A 20,132-nucleotide genomic window follows, 5' to 3' on the forward strand; every position below is an offset into this window, starting at 1 on the left:
GATCAGAAGTACAGCCCGTGTAAATTGCAGGGTGATGTTCTTGTCACAACGGAAATTACAATACATGGGTTATATGCATATGTGAATATTCGTTGACAATATTTGAGAGTCGATTGTAATATAGGAGCAGCTACATATGTGATGGAGAACAGGAGAATCACATCATTGCTTGTCTGTTTAGGCATGCAGTTTTGTGACTTTTTTTGTTCTCTTTTTTTGCGGAATTTTGCTTTCCATTTCGGTTTGAGGGGAATATCCCAAAGAAAGGGGAATGGCAATTGCCTAATTATGAAAGCGTTTTAAATGACAGAAAATCTAAGGAGGTAAGAAAAAGAGTTTGGAAAGAGCATGCTTTAGCCTATGGATTTTTGGCACCCTCCGTCATCGTATTTATGATGTTTCTGTTCTATCCGATGTTGAAATCAGTTTATCTTAGCATGACCATTACCGATCCCCGAGGTCAAGTGGTCGAATTTGTGTGGCTGGAGAACTTTATCCGGCTCTTATCGACAGGACAATTTTATAAAAATTTGGGTGTCACCTTGATGTTTATACTGTTCACGGTCCCTACCTCCTTAATCTGGTCGCTATTCCTGGCTGCCATTACCCACAACAAGCTGCGCGGCATGAAGGTGTTTCAGTTTATCTTCTCCTTGCCCATCGTGATTTCGGTCGGAACCGGCTCGATCATTTGGTTTCTGTTGTTCCATCCCACGGCAGGGATGCTGAATTATTTTCTAAGTCTCGTTCATGTCGGGCCGATTCCCTGGTTAACCGATCCTTCGTGGGCGCTTATCTCCATTTCCATCATGACCATCTGGATGAACATGGGATTCCTGTATATTCTGCTGTCAAGCGGATTACAAGGGGTGCCGGAAGAGATTTACGAAAGCGCTAGAATGGACGGCTCCGGGCCGATTCGGACATTTCTGCAAATTGTGCTGCCACTGCTGTCACCGACCATCTTCTTCGCCTTGATCGTTTCGGTTATCAGTGCATTTCAGGCGTTTGGGCAAATTCACATTTTGACGAAGGGCGGCCCGATCAATTCCACCAATGTGATGGTTTACTCCATCTATCAGGATGCCTTCGTTAATTTCCGATTTGGCATTGGCAGCGCGCAGGCTTTGATTCTGTTTGCGATTATTCTGCTCTTGACTCTGCTGCAGTTCAAAGTACTGGAGAAGAAGGTGCATTATCAATGATCCTGCGAAGAGCTGCGTCCGCATTCACGTATCTGCTGCTTTTGCTCTTGTCTTTGGTCGTGTTGTATCCGCTTATCTTTACCGTGTTCTCTTCCTTTATGACGGAGAAGGAGGTAGCTAATTTTCCGCCGCCGTTGTTCCCGTCGAGCTTCTACCTGGGCAATTTCGCGGAAGCCATTTCAGGGTTTCCCATCGTCCGCTTTATTCTGAACAGCTTTATTGTTTCTACCGCTATCATGCTCTGTCAAGTTATTACTTCGAGTCTGGCGGCTTACGCATTCGCATTTTTGAATTTTAAGGGGAAGGCCGTGCTGTTCGGACTCTTCCTGTCCACGATGATGATTCCATGGGAAGTGACGATTATTCCTAACTATCTGACAATTAAGGATTGGGGATGGATGGACAGCTACCAAGGGTTGATCGTACCTTTCATGGCGGGTGCTTTTGGGGTGTTTCTGCTCCGTCAGTTCTTCCTGCAGCTTCCGCGCGAGCTGTTTGACGCGGCCAAGATCGACGGATGCGGTCATATTCGTTGTTATTTCTCCATGGTGCTCCCGTTGTCCCGGTCGTCCATTGCCACGCTGGCAGTGTATACATTCCTTACCCATTGGAATCACTTCCTGTGGCCGCTGCTCATTACGAACAAGGCATCGATGCGCACGGTACAGATCGGGGTCGCCATGCTCCAGCATGCCGAAGTGATGTCATGGAATCTGATTTTGGCGGGCGTGACGATTGTGCTGATCCCGTCGTTTGTGCTGCTCGCTTTTGGCGTAAAACAACTGGTTCGCGGAATTACGGCAGGTGCGTTGAAGGGCTAATGAAGTGGTGCGCTTGCACTTATGCAGGCTTATCATAGGTTGTTATTTTGAATAGAAAAGGGAGGGCATTGGTGTGAGGAAGAGAAGAATCAGGATGATTGGTGTGGTGCTGGCTGCGGTCATGGTGCTGCTGAGTGCATGCAACGTTAATATGGGGGAGGAGCCGGCGAAGGGGACGGATACTGGCAGCAAGACAGAAGCTGGCGTGCAAAAGGTTGTGTTCTGGCATGCGATGGGTGGAGCGACAACCAAGGTGGTTGACCAGCTTGTCGCCAACTTTAACGAGTCCCAGGATAAGGTACAGGTTGAAGCGGTGTATCAGGGGACTTATGATGATTTGTTAAGCAAATTAAAGGCGTCGATGGGTACAAACGAGGGGCCGTCCGTTGTGCAGATGTACGAGATTGGCAGCCGTTTTATGATTGATTCCAAACTGATTACCCCCATGCAGGACTTCATTGATGCGGACCAATGGGATGCGGCTCAACTTGAACCGAATATCAGCGGCTATTATACATTCGAGAACAAACTGTACTCGATGCCGTTCAACTCATCCAATCCTATATTGTATTATAACAAGGACTTGTTCAAGGATGCCGGACTAGACCCGGAGAATCCTCCGAAGACGTTTGAAGAGTTGACGATTGCGGCCGAAACGATATCGAAAAAGGGGAAAGCCGTGGGCGCTAATTTCGCGATTTACGGCTGGTTCATGGAGCAGCTATTCGCGAGCCAAGGTGCTGAATACGTGAATCATGGGAATGGCCGTGATGATCTGGCAACGGAATCACTAGTAAACACGGAACCTGGAGTAAAGGTATTAACCTGGTGGAAGGAATTGATTGATTCGAAGGCTGCCAACAATCTGGGACGCAAGACCGACGATTCCAAAAAGGCTTTCTCGGCAGGCCAAGTTGCCATGATTCTGGATTCGACTGCGGCATTGAAAGGACTGGTTGACAGTGCGGAGGGGAAATTCGAGGTGGGAACGGGGTTCCTTCCCAAGCCTGCAGGCTCGGCTGAAGGAGGAGTAATCGTTGGCGGAGCAAGCTTGTGGATGATGAACAGTCGTCCTGACACAGAGCAAAAGGCCGCATGGGAATTTATTAAATTTCTGACTTCTCCATCACAGCAAGCATACTGGCATATCAATACCGGGTATTTTCCGATCACAACGAAGGCGTATGAGGAGGACAGTGTGAAGGAAAATCTGGAGAAATTCCCGCAGTTCCAAACCGCGATTGATCAGCTGCATCAGACGAAGCTGGTCAAGGCGACACAAGGTGCGGTGATGGGGGTTTTTCCGGAAGCGAGGCAGATCGTGGAAGGCGCAATCGAAGAAGTGCTTAACAACAAAAAGTCTCCGCAGCAGGCACTAGATGATGCCGCCAAAGAAATCACGGCTAAAATTCAGGACTATAATCGAACCGTGAAGTAGCACTTTCAATCATTTGCCCCCGACTAAAGTCCAGGAAGCAACCAGTCCAGGGAAGCGTGTTAAATCCTGCCATCCAGTTATAATGGATTTATACATAAACAGGAATGGACTGGGAGGATCATAACATGAAAAAGCAAAGAACGATGGCGGTTAAAATCGCATCGCTAATGGTTTTTGCCGTGCTGGTCGGGTGTGATGCAGCCAATAACGCAGATGAAGCCGTCATTCAGGAGCTTGATAAATTAGCACAGGTTGGGAACCTTGCAGGAGATTCCGCGGTGGCAATCAGCGATCATGTCAAGCGGGAGGGGAAAGAGTTCGAATTGACGGCGGCCCAGGAAATCGGCACAGCCGAGGGATTAGTTGTTGACCATGCCGTGGGCAATATCGAGCTCATCGCAGCATCCGGCAGCGAGATCAAAGTAAAAACAACCGTGTGGTTTAACGAAGCTTTCTTTAAGAACGATAACATCCGTACCCAGGTTACAGAGCAGGCGGCCAGCTCCTTTACACTCAAGGACGGCATGCTGGAATTAAGAACCCATCCTAAAGAGGACTCAAGCACGAGTCTGTGGGATTGGTCGCAGAAGCAGTTTGGCGACTCCGGGTTCATGATTGATTATGTGATCGAAGTGCCGGAAGCCCTTCAAGAGGTTCGCATGAATAATGATGTCGGAAAGGTCCTTGTGAACGATTTGAAGGGGGCTTTTGATCTTCGATTAGGGACCGGGGAGATTCAGCTCAACAAAACGGAAATTACGGGGAATTCCAAAATCGTAACCGAAGCCGGCAGCGTCAAGATGTTGCTTGAGGAGATCGATAAGGACAGCACCCTGGCGGTTAACACGTCGGCAGGGAGCATCACGACCACGTTTGCGCCGCAGATGAAGTATACGCTGGATACCCAAACCGAGCTTGGGCAGATTACAGGCGCAAGCCGGGGGCAGAGCGACGTGAACGGTGGCGGAGCTGCGATATCCCTATCGACCTCGGTGGGCTCCATTAAGGTTAATCCATAGAAATCGTGTGCATACGGTCACAGGAATCATAAGGTCATAGAATGCAAGAAACAAACCAGCACGGATGTGTTCCATCCGTGCTGGTTTGTTGTATGTGTACACCACAATATGAAAGGGAACTGGAATTACACTAATTTCAATACTCGGCATAACTGGTATAGGTAGTGTACGCCGCGCATTTGGTTGTGGTTGCGGTAATTCAGATACACCAGCGTGTCCTTCAGTACCCGCCTGGCGTTATGGACATGATGGTGCTCGAGTTCTTGCAATACATCCTTGATGACCTCCAGCGGGTAATTGGCCGAGCGGAGAATGCGAATGATCATAATCTGCCGGATCTGAGCATCATCGAATTTCCGGTAACCGTTGTCCTGATCTCGAGGCAGGTTAAGAATGCCTTCCTTCTCCCAGTGGCGGATGGCCGAGGTGGGAACGCCGGTTTCAGCGGCAACATCACCGATCGTCAGCTCTTTTTTCCGGCCACGGGCATCTACAATATCAAGCTGCTCGGTATCCAGAATGCGGATCGTCCGCTCTGCAAGGATTTTATCCTGTTGAAGGCGGGCTTGTACCTCGCTTACGATCCAAAGCGCTTCATCCACTTCTTGTTCCTGCAGTTTGACCATCACTTTCTTAGTAACATCTACACCGAAACCGGGAAACATGGCCCTGATGCATTCAAAATAAGCGGCATGCTCCTCGGTATATACCCGGTATCCGTTCGGGGCACGTTCAGCAGGAGGGACGATTCCCCATTTCTCATAGTGCTTGAGTGCACTTGTGGTAATCCCCAGCTTTTTTGCTATATCAATCGGTCTGATGCCCATAATGGTCCCCCTTGCCTTACGCGAATCTGCCATAATCCTTTTTTCTGGGGGATTGTATCATGAAGTAAGGGTCAAAGAAAAGAAGCCTGATGGGAAAATAACGAAACGAACTATTTATAGCCCATTATCTAGTCCGTGCGATGGTACACGGATAAACCGCCAACAAACATTATACATAAACCTTAAAGTGATGTGACGGATTCCGCCTTTGAAAACGGTGATGGATCAACCTTTTTAATTGTGGAATTTTAGACTTGCATCAATGTTGTAAGATGGGTTTGTAAATCGAAGGAGGTTGGAATTATGAATGGAACGATTAAGATTCGCGGTGCGCGGGAGAACAATCTGAAGAATGTCTCGCTTGAAATCCCGAAGTACAAACTGGTTGTCATGACGGGCCCCTCAGGATCGGGTAAGTCCACACTCGCAATGGACACTCTTCAGCGTGAATGCCAGCGGCAGTATATGGAATCCATGGGCATGGTGTCGGACTCGGTCAGCAAGCCGAAGGTGGATTTGATTGAAGGTCTCTCCCCGTCGATCAGCGTGGGTCAGCACATTACGAACCGGAACCCGAGGTCGACCATCGGAACGGTGACGGATATCTACACGCTGCTGCGGATTTTATTTGCCAAGCTTGGTGAGCGTACCTGTCCTTCCTGCGGGGACACGGTCACGCCGAATGTGGAGGGGGAAACGTATCACAGTCCGTCGGACGCGGAAGAGATCAGCGACTCCCACGAGACGGTTCATTGTAGGCGATGCGGTCACAGTCTTGATAAGTTAACGATGTCGCATTTTTCCTTTAACAAGCCGGAAGGCGCCTGCGAAACCTGCAGCGGACTCGGCCAAACGGTCAGCCTGAATATGGATGCCGTGTTCAATCAGGAACTGAGTATAAGAGACGGTGCGGTCAAGCCATGGTTCAACGCTTTAGTTGAGTATCACACGAGTACGATGAAAGTAGCCGCTCAACATTATGACTTCACGTTCGATGATCATTTGCCGCTGCGGGACTATAACGAAGTTCAGCGTGATCTTCTGTATTACGGCGTTGAGAGTGAGCAGTTCATTCGGCATTTTCCGGAAGTGAAGCCGCCGAAGTCCGTAGGGCAAGGCAAATACGAAGGTGTTGTAACCGGAATATGGAGAAGGTACCGGGAGAAGGGGAGCGAATCCGGTGAGGCGGTTCTGTTTCAGGAGCAGCAATGTCCGGATTGTCATGGAACGAAACTGAAAGAAGGCAGCCGCCGGGTCCTTGTTGCCGGGGCGGCTATCCATGAGGTCAATGCCTGGTCGATTGGGGATGCACTCGCTTGGATGGAAGCATTACTCGGAAAGCTATCCTCGGATCAGTTAATGATCGTGGAACCACTCATCTATGATTCCGTAGTGAGACTGAAACGCATTATGGATGTCGGCCTTGGCTATATGTCCATGGATAGACAAGTAGTGACGATGTCAGGCGGAGAAGCCCAGAGGCTTAGACTGGCATCGATTCTGGGATCGGGGCTTACGGGGGTCCTGTATATTTTGGACGAACCGACGACCGGGCTTCATCCCAAAGATACTCGTGGACTCATTCAGGTTCTGAAACAACTGAGGGATCTGGGCAACACGGTGCTTGTGATCGAACATGACGAAGAAGTCATGCGTGCCGCAGATCATATCATCGACATCGGACCGGGTGCGGGAACGATGGGCGGTACGGTGGTGGGTCAGGGAACACTGGAGGAATTAATCCACAGCTCCGACTCCGTTACCGGATCGTATTTCCGCGAGAATGGAATGCTTGCGGCACCGAGCCGGCGCAGGACAGGGAACGGCAGCCTGCTTACGATCGAGGAGGCGCATTTAAGGAATTTGAAGAACATAACCGCATCGTTCCCACTCGGCTGTCTCATATCGGTGACAGGCGTGTCGGGATCAGGCAAATCCACGCTCTTGTTTGACCTTCTGGCGGAATCCGGAAGCGATCAATCAACTCCAACCGGCTGCAAAGCGATTACGGGCTGGGATTCCGTGGGACAACTCATTACGGTTGACCAATCTCCGGTATCCCGCATGCAGCGCTCCAACATTGCCACTTACACGGATGTGTATACCCATATTAGAAACTGGTATGCCGCTATGCCGGAAGCCAAACAAAGCCAGCTGACAGCGAAGCATTTTTCATTCAATACACCAGGCGGCCGATGTGAGACCTGCCAAGGTCTTGGCGTGGTCTCGGTGCATATGCATTTTCTGCCGGAGCTGGAAGTGCGCTGCCCGGATTGCAGAGGGAGGCGCTTCAAGGAAGAGGTTCTGCGCGTGACTTACAACGGTTATACGATCTCCGATATTCTGGATATGACAATTGAAGAGAGCCTGACGCTGCTGGAGGAGCGGCCGAAAATCATGGAGTTGACCAAGCTGCTCTGCGATGTCGGACTTGGTTATTTGAAGTGGGGTCAATCGGTTCGAACGTTGTCCGGCGGCGAGGGTCAGCGGATTAAGCTGGCGAAGGAACTGAGCAAGAAGACGAGGAACCACACGCTATATTTGCTGGATGAACCTTCAACCGGCTTGCACCCAGGAGATGTGTTGCAATTGCTGCTTCTGTTGAACCGCTTGGTGGATGCGGGGAACACCGTCATTCTGGTTGAACACAATCTGGACCTGATCTGGAACTCCGACTGGATTCTTGATATTGGTCCTGGCGGGGGAGCCTCCGGCGGATCGGTGGTTGCAGCGGGAACGCCTGAGGAAGTGGCGGCAGTGGAAGCATCGTTTACCGGCCGTTTCATCCAAGAAATCTATATGTGATCATAGCGAAAGAGATAGGAGGGATTCGATATGGAGCAAACCGTAGAAGAAGAGAAAGGCAAGGTAACGAAGACCACGATTCGCTATTTTATCCAACTGCTGCGTTCCGCGGGTATTCCGAAGCTGGTGCTCTTTCTTGCCATTCTGCTAAGTATGGTCGGGGCGGTGACCGGACTGGTCGTCCCGCTCATCACCGGCCAATTGATCGATAATTTTGCAGCGGATTCGTTTAATGTCCGCACGGTCGGATTTCTGGCGATTCTGTTCCTGCTGGAAGCCGTAGCAAGCGGACTCTCGTATTATATGCTTGCCTTTGTCGGAAACCAGACGGTGAACAAGATTCGCAAACGGCTCTGGAGCAAAGTGCTGGCGTTGCCGGTTCCGTTCTTTGACAAGCATCGCTCGGCGGATACGATGAGCCGGGTGGCCAACGATACGAATGAAGTGAAGACGCTGATCACGGATCATCTGATCGCTTTTTGTTCGAATCTGCTGACCGTGATCGGTGCCGTTGCGATCCTGTTTTATCTGGATTGGCGGATGACCCTCATTATCCTCATCGCAGTCCCGGTAGGGTTCGGAATCTTAATGCCCATCGGCGGTAAAATGTACAAAATCTCCATCAGCATGTATGGACAGCTTGCCCAGTTGTCGGCCATGCTGACCCAGGTGATCGGCGAGATCCGACTGGTGAAGGCATCCAACGCCGAGCGGAAGGAGGAGAAAAGCGGCTACGACGACATGGACAGCCTGTATCGCTTCGGTATGAAGGAAGCCAAAATCAACTCGGTCCTGATTCCGTTGATGTCCATGGTCATGGTCGTGCTGCTGGTCGTTATTATCGGGTACGGCGGTGTTCGCGTCTCTTCCGGTGCGCTCAGCGCAGGTGAACTGGTGTCGTTTATCCTGCTGCTGTTCCAGATCATGTTTCCGTTCAGCCAATTCGCTACGTTCTATTCCCAGCTGCAGAAGGTAATGGCAGCTACCGAGAGATTGCGGCTTATTCTCGAATTCAAGCCGGAAACCGATGATCGAGCCATACGTCTTGCACCGCAAGGGCATCGGAACATTGAATTTAAAAAGGTTGGGTTTGCCTATCATGAAGGGGAGACGATCCTGTCCGACGTATCGTTCGCGATACCTGCCAAGAAGGTAACCGCCCTGGTTGGGCCGAGCGGCAGCGGAAAAACGACGGTTTTTTCCCTGATTGAACGTTTTTATGCGCCTTCCGGCGGGGAGATTTGGTTTGGTTCGGACGAGATTCGCGATTATACGCTGGACTCCTGGCGGCGAAAGCTCGGGTATGTCTCCCAAGACAGCCCGCTGATGACCGGAACGATTCGGGACAATATCGTTTATGGAAGGGAGGAGCCAGTCTCCGAGGAAGAAATAGCTGAGGCGGCAAGACTGGCTTATGCCGAGGGATTTATCGAAGCTTTGCCAAGAGGGTATGACACGGAGGTTGGCGAGAGAGGCATCCAGTTGTCGGGAGGCCAGCGTCAACGGATTGCAATTGCCAGGGCGCTCTTGCGGAAGCCGGATATTCTGCTTCTGGACGAGGCAACGGCAAGTCTGGATAGTGATTCCGAGCATGAAGTGCAGAAGGCCTTGAATAATCTGATGGTAGAGCGCACGACCGTGGTCATCGCCCACCGGTTATCTACCGTTGTTGAGGCCGATCAGATTATCGTCCTTGAGAAGGGTCATATTACGGGGAGCGGTACGCACGAGGAATTAATCGAGAGCCACCCATCCTATGTGGAATGGGCGAAGAAGCAGTTCCAGACCGGTGAATAGAGGTAGTAATAGAAATCGGGGAACAACCGGATTGGGGAGAATGATCCGTATACCGTATTCAACAAATTCACCGATATAAGAAGGGCTTTCGGACAGCCCGAACGAATAGAAATAATAGGTAACATAGCTTGAGCTTAGATGAGAACAGAGGAGATGAGTTGAGCGTGGCACAGATTAAGATTTATGGCGTCAGGGAGCGCCTGAACCCTGTGAAGGAAGAATTATCGGAAGTGATCCATTCGTGTGTGGTTGAAGCGTTTGGACTTCCCGTTGATAAAAAATTCCATCGCTTTTTCCCCATGAACCGGGAGGATTTCTACTTTCCTGACGGGAGGACGGATCGTTACACCGTGATCGAGATCAGCATATTTGAAGGCCGGTCCGTGGAAGCCAAGAAACAGTTGATTCGACTGTTGTTCGAACGGATTCAGCATGCGCTGCACATCTCTTCCCGGGATGTGGAGATTACGATATTCGAAACGCCGCAGCACAATTGGGGAATCCGTGGCCTTCCCGGCGATGAACTGACATTAGGGTATCAGGTGAATATTTAACAGTGCAGCTATTTCTGATACGCAAGAATGGAAGACGTGTGAGTGTTTTTAAGACACGGAATAGCATGGAATACATGGATTAAACGGAATAAATGGAAGATAGGTAAGACACGTAAGACACATAAGGCATAGAAAACACGGAAGACACGGAAGACACTTAAAGGTCAGTCAATACGGCTGTCCTTTTTTTGTGTACAGTTCCATTTTAAAAGGGAGACCGGAGCAGCTTGAAATTTGAGTAATCTGATCTTGGCTTGTCCCTAATGGGCTTGTATAAGGTGAGCGATTCAGGTAATGAATCAGATTCCTTCATGCTGTAGACTGTATAATAGAGATATAGAAACATGAACGACCAGCTTCATAGAGAAGCGTGAAGTTTTGATGAGGGGGATCACATTGACCTTACAACAATTAAAATACGCCATCGAGGTAGCCAACCGTGGTTCCATGAATGAGGCGGCCAAACGATTATTTATTTCCCAGCCCAGCCTGTCCAATGCGATAAAGGATCTGGAAGAGGAACTGCGCATCACGATCTTCGAGCGAACCAATAAAGGCATCTCACTGTCCAAAGAGGGAGCCGAGTTTCTGGGTTATGCACGGCAAGTAGTAGAACAGGCGGAGCTTCTGGAAGGGCGTTACCTGAACGCCAAGCCGTCCCCGCAGCATTTTTCCGTATCGACCCAGCACTATGCATTCGCGGTGAACGCCTTTGTAAACCTCGTTCAGGAATACGGTCAGGATGAATACGAATTGGCTCTGCGGGAGACGAAGACCTACGAAATCATTCAGGACGTCAAAACGCTGCGCAGTGAAATCGGCATTCTCTATCTCAATGAATTCAACGCGAAGGTAATCAATAAGCTGCTGAAGGACGCGGGCTTGCAGTTCACCAGCTTGTTTACCGCGAAGCCGCATATTTTTATCAGCATCAACAATCCGCTCGCCAAGCAGTCCATCGTCACGATTGATGAGCTGCAGAATTATCCGTATTTGTCCTTCGAGCAGGGGGAGTATAATTCGTTTCATTTCTCCGAGGAGATCCTCAGCACACTGTCGCACAAAAAGAGCATCCGGGTCAATGACCGCGCGACGCTGTTCAATCTGCTGATCGGGCTGAACGGTTATACCATCTCCACCGGGGTGCTAAGTGCAGACCTGAACGGGAATGAGATTATTCCGGTTCCGCTCGATTGTGATGAGACGATCAAGGTGGGCTGGATCAGCCATAGAAATGCATCGCTGTCCAAGCTGGCAACAGCTTATGTGGAGGCGCTCCATCAAGCGATAACAACTTGATTTTGTACGATATAGCTTCTTACTATAACTGGCTATAGTTTATTGGATTTACTATAGAGCAGCATCCATATGGTATACCTATCTTAACAGAGAGATTATTTTCAGGTGAGGTAGAGAAACCATAGAGGCAGAAAAAACTGAGTTTTAATTAAAGAAATAGCAGACCAGATCTGAAAATCGTAATGATTTATTGCCCCTTCAAGTTAATCATAGGCAGATGTTTTCCTATGAATGCTGAAGGGATTTTTTTTACCGAAAAATCTAATATAGCATATTTATGTGCGGGATATTGCATGCGTGTGACTTTTTGCATACAATGGAATGGTAAATGTTATGTACGTTTTAGAACTTCGGATCCACGGGAGGAATTTATATGGCCAGCAACTCGTTAAGCGCTTTCTTACAGGATAATCTAACAGAACTCAAGCAGCAAGGACTTTATAATACCATCCAGCCTCTTGAAAGTCCGAATGGTCCGATTATTACTATTCAGGGCCGTGAATTTGTGAATTTATCTTCCAATAACTATCTTGGTCTAGCAAATGATGAGCGACTGAAGGAAGCTGCAATTCAGGCAACAACCGATTTCGGAACCGGAAGCGGGGCAGTTCGCTCCATCAACGGAACGCTTGCGCTTCATATTGAACTTGAAGAGAAGCTTGCTCAATTCAAAGGAACGGAAGCGGTGCTTACGTATCAATCCGGTTTCAATTGTAATATGGCGGCGATCTCAGCGGTGATGGGAGCAGGAGATGCTATCCTGTCGGATGAATTGAACCATGCCTCCATCATTGACGGCTGTCGCTTGACCAAGGCGAAGGTGATTCGTTTTAACCACTCGGATATGGACGATTTGCGTTCAAAAGCAAAAGAAGCGAGAGAGTCCGGGTTATACAGCAAAATTATGGTTATTACGGATGGTGTATTCTCGATGGATGGCGACATTGCAAAGCTTCCTGAAATCGTGGAAATCGCCGAAAGCTATGATCTGATCACTTATGTGGATGATGCGCACGGCTCGGGCGTTCTTGGCGGCGGTGCAGGTACAGTGAAGCATTTTGGGTTGTCGGATAGAGTGGATTTTCAGATTGGAACCTTGTCCAAGGCAGTTGGTGTTGTCGGAGGGTATGTTGCAGGATCCCGTGATTTGGTGGATTGGCTCAAGGTCCGCAGTCGGCCGTTCCTGTTCTCAACAGCGCTGCCCCCAGGCAACATAGCGGCCTGCATTACGGCCATCGACATCCTGCAGAACAGCAAAGAGCTTCAAATGAAGCTTTGGGAGAATACCCGGTATCTGCAAGAAGGACTCAAGGATCTTGGCTACTCTGTCGGACGGACGGAAACCCCGATTACACCGTGCATCATTGGAGATGAAGCAACGACACAGAAATTCAGCACAAGATTGTACGAAGAAGGCGTGTATGCCAAAGCGATTGTATTCCCGACGGTGCCAAAGGGCACGGGAAGAGTTCGCAACATGCCGACCGCTATCCATACACAGGAGATGCTGGACCGTGCACTTTCGGCATATGAAACCATCGGACGCGAACTGGGTCTGATCTAACTTAAGGGGGCACGAACAATGAAACGAATTATGGTAACGGGTGCACTCGGTCAGATTGGTTCAGACCTGGTAGCAACATTGCGGCAGATTTACGGCGAAGAGGCGGTTCTTGCAACAGACATACGACAGATCCAGCATGAAACGGTACAGTCAGGACCGTTCCGAATACTGGATGTGACCGATCATCATGCATTTCACGAGGCGGCTCAAGCGCATCGGGCTGATACGATCATTCATCTCGCAGCCCTGTTGTCGGCTAAAGCCGAATCCAATCCGGCGCTTGCCTGGAACTTGAACATGGGCGGACTGTTAAGTGCCCTGGAGACGGCTCGCGCATTATCCTGCCAATTCTTTACGCCTAGCTCTATCGCGGCATTCGGGGCAGATACCCCAAAAAGCGCAACACCGCAAGACACCCTGCAGCGTCCGCACACGATGTATGGAGTCAGCAAGGTGTCAGGTGAACTACTGTGTGACTACTATTATCACAAATATGGAGTGGACACCCGGGGGTTGCGTTTTCCGGGACTGATCTCCCACTCCGCGCCTCCGGGAGGAGGTACCACGGATTATGCGGTTGAGATGTTTGGTGCCGCCATCCATAAAGGCAGCTATATCTCCTACATTAATCAAGGGACGTACCTTGATATGATGTATATGCCGGATGCGATTCGGGCTGTCATTGCATTAATGGAGGCCGATCCGGCAAAATTAAAGCACCGCAATGCCTTCAACGTAACGGCGATGAGTGTCGATCCTGAATGTATTGCGGCCAGCATCCGCCGTCATATACCGAATTTTAGCCTTGGCTATGAGGTGGATCCTGTCCGCCAAGCGATTGCAAACGAGTGGCCGGATTCAATCGATGCAACTGCAGCACGCGAAGAATGGGGTTTTGATGTACAATATGATTTGAACCATATGACCGATGATATGGTGTCAAAGCTTATGGAGAAGTCGCAGGCTGATCAGAGCAAGATCAGTTAACGGCTTAGCATCAGAAGGAGGATATTGTTACACTTGGAACCCATTCATAAAAAGGTAGGGAGAAATCTGCAAGCCATTCGTAAATCCCGAGGCCTCAGCCTCGATAACGTAGCCGAGTTGACCGGCGTAAGCAAAGCCATGCTGGGACAGATCGAGCGCGGTGATTCCAACCCAACGATCTCCGTGCTGTGGCGTATCGTTAGCGGTCTTGGCATTTCATTCACCACACTCATTGAAGAGACGGAAACCGAGGTGACCGTGGTATCTCCGGATGACCTGGAGCCTTTTCACGAGGCAGAGGGCGCGTACCGGGTGTACCCGCTGTTCTCTTACAACCTGCGCACTAAATTCGAGTCGTATATGGTTATGATGGATCCGGGCTGCGACCATGGATCTGAAGCACATAATGAAGGCGTGGAGGAGTATATTTTTGTCCACCAGGGAGAGTTGGAACTCTGGCGCGAAGACGAGAGCTATACCGTTCCTGCCGGAAGTTCCGTTCACTTCTCTGCCAACCGGCCGCATCGTTACGTCAATCCAGGCAAAGAGACAACGAAGTTCTACACCATTATTTTCTACGCGGACGCCGCAGCCCGGGGGTGATCACCACGTGCTGCTTGGGGTAGCCGTTCCTTCGGGGGCGGTGAATGACCAAGCGGACCCGAAGGGTGCTGTTCAACCTTTTGGTGGCTCAACTGGTAGGCGAGTATCCGGGCATGTTGCTGGGTCAGGATAGTGGACGAGTGTCCGGGTAGCGGGATGGGTCAGAAGGTAGGCAATTGTCCGAGCAGTGCGCGGGGGCAGAAGGTAATTGAGTGTTGAAGTAGCGTGCTGGGTTCAGAAGGTAATCGAGTGACGAAGCAGCGTGCTGGGTTAGAAGATAGACGAGCGTTCAAGCAGTGTGTGTTGGGTTAGAAGGCAATCGAGTGTCCTAGCAGTGCGTGGGGTCAGAAGGTAATTGAGTGACTCCAGTAGTTTAACGGACCCAGGATACCCTATTTCCTGAAAAAAGGGGTTTTGGCGAATCCAATGGACATGAGAGCCGTTATTCTCTATAACAGGCGACTTTTTGGTCGCTTTCAAGCTGAATAGCGGCTGTGGAGTCCGTTAGAAAGTGTGATGGGCATAAATCGGGTGAATAACGTACCTGAGGTCCGTTAAGCCTCGGTGGTATGTTCATCCACCAGCGTCAAGGTGACTACCGTGGGAGCAACGGTTGCCAACAGTGGCTGGAACCGCCGAATCTTGAGAATTTTCGAGAATTATAAAGGCACCTGTTTGTGCCATATCAAAAATGTACTGAGGTAAGTACAGGAATATGTCCTGAACTTGCCTTTTTGTTTGTTTTAAGCATTCCCATTCAACGCGTTTCCCGCCTTCACCAAGCGAGTGGTCCAAGCAGCGTGCGGGTTCAGAAGGTAATCGAGTGTTGAAGTAGCGTGCTGGGTTAGAAGGCAAGCGAGTGGTCCAAGCAGCGTGCGGGTTCAGAAGGTAATTGAGTGACGAAGCAGCGTGCGGGGTTAGAAGGTAATCGAGTGTTGAAGTAGCGTGCTGGGTTAGAAGATAGACGAGCGTTCAAGCAGTGTGCTGGATCGGATAAGGTAATCGAGTGTCCGAGCAGTGCGCGGGGGCAGCAGGTAATCGGATGACTCCAGCAGTTTAGCGGACTGAGGACACCCTATTTCCTGGAAAAAGGGGTTTCGGCGAATCTATCGGACATGAGAGCCGTTATTCTCTATAACAGACGACTTTTTGGTCGCTTTCAAGCCGAATAGCGGCTGTGGAGTCCGTTAGAAAGTGTGATGGACATAAATCGGGTGAATAACGTACCTCAGGTCCGTTAAGCCCCGGTGGTATGAACATCGACACTTCTGCTGGCACATTAAGCAAATAGCCCCTCTCACTTTACTTTGACAAAATAAATTAACTTATGTTAATTTATTTACATATGTTAATCTAAAAGGTGGTGCGAGCATTGACAACACATTCAGATATCCCATTAAGAGAATTAAAAAAAGCCAAAAACAAAATCACGCTGTATGAAGCGGGATTGTCCCTGATGCAGGGGCGGATGTTCAGCCAAGTCATGCTGGAGGACATCTGCCGGAGGGCAGAGCTATCAAAGGTTACCTTTTTCAAGTTCTACCAGCGCAAAGAGGATATCCTGGTTTATTTCATGCGGATATGGCTGACCGAGCGGATCATTGAGATTGAGACGGAAGGTAAAAAGGGATTTCAGGCATTTCGCCATCTGTTGTCCCAGGTGGCGAAGGAACATCAGGTGAGGCCGGGGATGATGCCGAGCCTGATCTCCTTTCTGGCCGAGCAGAACATGCAGCCCAGCATGCCTGAGCTTAGCCCGGCGGAGGTGACGCTGCTCTTTCCCGGCCAAGAGGAAGCCGGTAGCTTATCGCCCAATATGTACGAATTGTTCCAGCAATTCATGAAGGAAGAAGCCCAGGCCGGTAACCTCAATAAAGCCTTGACCTTGGAGCAGGCCGTGCAGATAGGTTTCACGGTTTTTTACGGCGCATTTCTAACGGCACAGCTGTACAATTCAACAGACATAGAACGTTTTTACGAGACCCATCTGGGCCTGCTGGAAACGAAAAAAGAGGAGTGATACACACGTATGAGCAAGGTAATCCCAGGGCGTTATACCGCACACATAGATGGACCCTTCGTTGTATTTGTGATCGGGATGCGGATTAATAAATGGTGGTCGGTGCATAAATGGCTGCCTGTGGTGAACGCCATGTCCCCCATGATTCAGGAGCTGTACCGGAACAAAGAGGAGCTTGGATTTTTGGATGGCACTTTTCATTTGTCGTGGCGGGGAGTTACCCTCATTCAATATTGGAGAAGTTTCGAACACCTGGAGCATTATGCCCGTCATGGAGCCAAACATCTGACCGCCTGGAGGGACTTCAACCGCAAGGTTGGAACGGGTGGGGACGTTGGTATTTTTCACGAATCCTATCTCATCGATCAAGGTCAATACGAATGTGTATATAACAATATGCCGAGGTTCGGTCTGGCGAAAGCCGGAGCCCATGTTCCAGCAACGGGACGCAGGGAAACGGCAAGCCGGCGGCTGGGCCGCGAGGGAGAACCCGCTGTGCCCACTCCTCCCAATCCTCCCAATCCGTAGTCTCCGAATATCGGCGGTGGGCGGATCCTCTGAATTACCACACAGCTAAGGGTAAGGATAAATACCATAGGATTAAGATCCAGTCCATGCTATGCAAGTAGTGATGCTTTAGATGTGTTTTTCATGACTTGTCCAAAAAAGTGTTGGTAAACCCCGGGCGTTCTTCTATGATGAAATTACTTCCAATCGATGAATCGGATTAGGAATTCTATCACTCAGGGGGATGCCTATGGGAAGAAAAGCGTGGTTTTACCGACAGCTTTTATCGTATATGCCGGTCTTCTTTATCGTGATTTCCTTTGTGTTTTTTGTATTTTTCCAAATGCTCGGCGAACAGTCGCGGCAAGGCGCGATTCGGGCCAATGAGATGATGATTCAGCAGGCGATGCGCTCGGTGGATAATTCGCTGAAAGCGATTGACCAGATGCTGGTGCAGGAACTGTTATTCAACCCGGATATGTCCGAGTTTTTCAATCATGAGGATCAGGATAATGTTTATTTAAACATGCAGGCGCTGAAGGCGATGAAGCAGTTCAAGGTCTCCAACCCGCTCGTGGATTCTATGGTGCTTGTTCGGGCACAGGACGAGTTTGTCTTAAGCACTTCATCCACCTTCAAATTACAGGATTATGCTGATTATAGCTTTCTCAGGCCCTATTTAAGTCAGGCCAACAGCGAAGCCAAGTGGAGTGGCGTCAGGGATTTTCATGAATTCAGCTTTCATAACGCATCGAAGGTGCTGACCCTTGTACGTGAAGCGCCCTTCGTTACGCATGGCAAAGGCATCATAACGATTAATATCAAGGCAGATGCCATACATCAAATGATACGCAGCATGGTTAATCCCGAGGTGAGTTTTATTCATGTGTTGGATGCGGCAGGTCATGCCATGAATGCAAGCACCTCCGCCTCGGAGGATGGAGAAATGGTCTCCCGTGCGGTGTCTCCGTATACCAATTGGGTTTATGAGGGAGGATTAACCCGGGGCAAGATGGCGGATTTGGTCAGCCAACTATACAATGTATGGTTTATGGTCGGCCTACTCATGTGCGCAGCCGGTATCGTCTGGATTATATGGGTGACCCGTAGAAATTATAAACCCATTGAGGCCATCGTGTCCCGGATTCAGAAATATTCGCAGTCCAAGACAAGCTCCTTGCTCCATGGCAGTAAACAGGATGAATTTGCTTTTATCGAATCTGCGCTGGAGAGCATTCTGGAGCAGTCGAACAGCTTCCAACAGCAGCATCGGGAGGATTTGCATCTGCGAAAAGCGTATTTGTTTCAGCAGTTGATGGAAGGGCAGTACCCGTCCAGCCTGGAGCAATGGAACGTGCAGCACGATGTCATGGGATTGCCTGACTTGTCCAAACCGCTAACGGTTCAAGTGATCGAGATCGACAAATACACACTGTTCTGCGATCAATACCTGCAGCAGGACCAATATTTGATGAAGTTTGCCCTGAAAAGCGCAGTCCAGGAAATTGCTGCAGGACAGGGAGCGGTCATATGGACAGAATGGATATCTGCCTCCAAGCTGGGCGTCATAACGGAAGCACGGGAGCAGAACGCTGAACAGCAGATGGTTGCGCTGTTTGAGCATGCCCGCCTGTGGACGGAAGAGTATCTTAAACTGACCATTACAATTGGCATTGGGGAGATAGCGGAGCGGTACACGGACATCACGGAGTCCTACGAGCAGGCACTTACCGCATTGAAGTACAAAATGATCCTCGGCGAGAACCGAATCATTCATTATACACAAGTAACCGGCGAGGAGCGGGGCCATGCCTTTGATTTTCTGAACCTGATCCGGTCCATGGCTCAATCTTTCCGGCTTGTTAACGGGGACTGGCAGGCGAAATACGATACCCTCATCCATAACATTGAACAGAATATGCTGGACCGGGACGGCGTGGTGAGTTTGGCCGATTACATGATGTATTCGCTGGGTCGGGAAATGTCGTGCATGGCCAAAGAGTTTCAGGATTTGTGGATACAGGAGGGACAGCCGGCCTTAAGGAGGGCTCTTCAATCTTCCGAGACGCTGGAGCAGCTGGAGCATAGCTATGGGGAAGCTTTATCCAGCCTGTTCAAGAGGATGTCAGCCCTGATGCAAGGGCGCAATCATGCGGATGCGATTTTGAAAATACGCTTGTTTATGGAGCAGAACTCGAGCAACCCGGACCTATCACTCCATTATTTGAGCGAACGCTTCGATATAAACTGGAAGACGCTGAGCAAGCTGTTTCGCGAGGAGACTGGACAGAAATTTGTGGATTATTTAATCGAGCTGCGGATGAATCATGCCCGGAAACTGCTTCAAGAGACATTGCTTCCCGTGCAGGATATAGCCACCGAAGTCGGATATTCGAATGCCATCTCGTTTGGGCGGATGTTCAAAAAAATGACGGGAATGTCGCCGGGTGACTACCGGGAGCAAGCGGCTTCAGACACTCGGACTACGGGTGCCGACCGTTCGATCTAACCCTTCTAATACATGACCTTGCCATTTAGAAAGTCCTGCGGATTTTGCGGTCCTGCCGGGCTTTTTTGCTATAACGCGAGATTGGTTTAGTGGAGAAAAAGGTTTATCGCTCGACGTTACATGTATGGATTGTGCTGCGTCTCTTTTAGCGGAAATACGTTGATCCGGAGAATCTTG

The 20,132-nt window shown here is 49.7% G+C and carries 15 protein-coding genes; 14 read left to right on the forward strand and 1 reads right to left on the reverse strand.

The annotated features are described in order from the left end of the window. Positions 1-278: 278 nt before the first annotated feature. From B9D94_RS07575 to B9D94_RS07590, 4 genes are all read left to right on the forward strand, one after another. On the forward strand, positions 279-1,205 hold the full coding sequence (locus B9D94_RS07575; RefSeq protein ID WP_063480261.1) for a carbohydrate ABC transporter permease: 927 nt from the start codon (positions 279-281) through the stop codon (positions 1,203-1,205). Further along, positions 1,202-2,026 carry a carbohydrate ABC transporter permease gene (locus B9D94_RS07580; protein ID WP_006211861.1) on the forward strand — a complete coding sequence of 275 codons (825 nt, stop codon included), beginning with the start codon at positions 1,202-1,204 and terminating at the stop codon, positions 2,024-2,026. The genes B9D94_RS07575 and B9D94_RS07580 overlap by 4 nt, the downstream gene beginning before the upstream one ends. 121 nt (positions 2,027-2,147) lie before the next feature. After that, complete coding sequence (locus B9D94_RS07585; RefSeq protein ID WP_086936527.1) at positions 2,148-3,464, forward strand: ABC transporter substrate-binding protein; 1,317 nt, start codon at positions 2,148-2,150, stop codon at positions 3,462-3,464. A gap of 125 nt (positions 3,465-3,589) precedes the next feature. Continuing rightward, entirely contained in the window at positions 3,590-4,483 is an 894-nt protein-coding gene (locus B9D94_RS07590) for a DUF4097 family beta strand repeat-containing protein (protein WP_148246746.1), read from the forward strand. Positions 4,484-4,608: 125 nt separating this feature from the next. On the opposite strand, the gene B9D94_RS07595 is transcribed toward B9D94_RS07590, so the two are convergent. Next, a complete protein-coding gene (locus tag B9D94_RS07595) occupies positions 4,609-5,310 on the reverse strand; it encodes a MerR family transcriptional regulator (RefSeq protein ID WP_006211858.1) in 702 nt (233 codons plus the stop codon). A 303-nt stretch (positions 5,311-5,613) separates the two neighbouring features. Between B9D94_RS07595 and uvrA the strand changes: the two genes are divergently transcribed. From uvrA to B9D94_RS07645, 10 genes are all read left to right on the forward strand, one after another. Then, positions 5,614-8,115: an excinuclease ABC subunit UvrA gene (uvrA, locus tag B9D94_RS07600; protein WP_148246747.1), complete on the forward strand. Its 2,502-nt coding sequence runs from the start codon at positions 5,614-5,616 to the stop codon at positions 8,113-8,115. 30 nt (positions 8,116-8,145) lie between these two features. Further along, positions 8,146-9,912 (forward strand): ABC transporter ATP-binding protein, encoded by a 1,767-nt coding sequence (locus B9D94_RS07605; protein WP_148246748.1) that lies wholly within the window; start codon positions 8,146-8,148, stop codon positions 9,910-9,912. 164 nt (positions 9,913-10,076) lie between these two features. Next, complete coding sequence (locus B9D94_RS07610; protein WP_148246749.1) at positions 10,077-10,466, forward strand: tautomerase family protein; 390 nt, start codon at positions 10,077-10,079, stop codon at positions 10,464-10,466. Between the two features lie 396 nt (positions 10,467-10,862). Next, entirely contained in the window at positions 10,863-11,765 is a 903-nt protein-coding gene (locus B9D94_RS07615) for a LysR family transcriptional regulator (protein ID WP_148246750.1), read from the forward strand. A 373-nt stretch (positions 11,766-12,138) separates the two neighbouring features. Further along, on the forward strand, positions 12,139-13,329 hold the full coding sequence (locus B9D94_RS07620) for a glycine C-acetyltransferase (protein ID WP_148246751.1): 1,191 nt from the start codon (positions 12,139-12,141) through the stop codon (positions 13,327-13,329). A gap of 18 nt (positions 13,330-13,347) precedes the next feature. Then, entirely contained in the window at positions 13,348-14,316 is a 969-nt protein-coding gene (locus tag B9D94_RS07625) for an NAD-dependent epimerase/dehydratase family protein (protein ID WP_006211850.1), read from the forward strand. A gap of 33 nt (positions 14,317-14,349) precedes the next feature. Next, on the forward strand, positions 14,350-14,919 hold the full coding sequence (locus B9D94_RS07630) for a helix-turn-helix domain-containing protein (protein ID WP_006211849.1): 570 nt from the start codon (positions 14,350-14,352) through the stop codon (positions 14,917-14,919). Positions 14,920-16,291: 1,372 nt separating this feature from the next. After that, positions 16,292-16,939, forward strand: coding sequence for a TetR/AcrR family transcriptional regulator (locus B9D94_RS07635; RefSeq protein ID WP_006211778.1), 648 nt, complete (start codon positions 16,292-16,294; stop codon positions 16,937-16,939). Positions 16,940-16,948: 9 nt separating this feature from the next. Beyond that, positions 16,949-17,467: a DUF4188 domain-containing protein gene (locus B9D94_RS07640; RefSeq protein WP_036641513.1), complete on the forward strand. Its 519-nt coding sequence runs from the start codon at positions 16,949-16,951 to the stop codon at positions 17,465-17,467. Between the two features lie 229 nt (positions 17,468-17,696). Then, on the forward strand, positions 17,697-19,955 hold the full coding sequence (locus B9D94_RS07645; protein WP_148246752.1) for a helix-turn-helix domain-containing protein: 2,259 nt from the start codon (positions 17,697-17,699) through the stop codon (positions 19,953-19,955). Positions 19,956-20,132 lie beyond the last annotated feature (177 nt).

The sequence above is a fragment of the Paenibacillus sp. Cedars genome (genome assembly GCF_003184205.1).
Taxonomy (GTDB): Bacteria; Bacillota; Bacilli; order Paenibacillales; family Paenibacillaceae; genus Paenibacillus_AQ; species Paenibacillus_AQ glucanolyticus.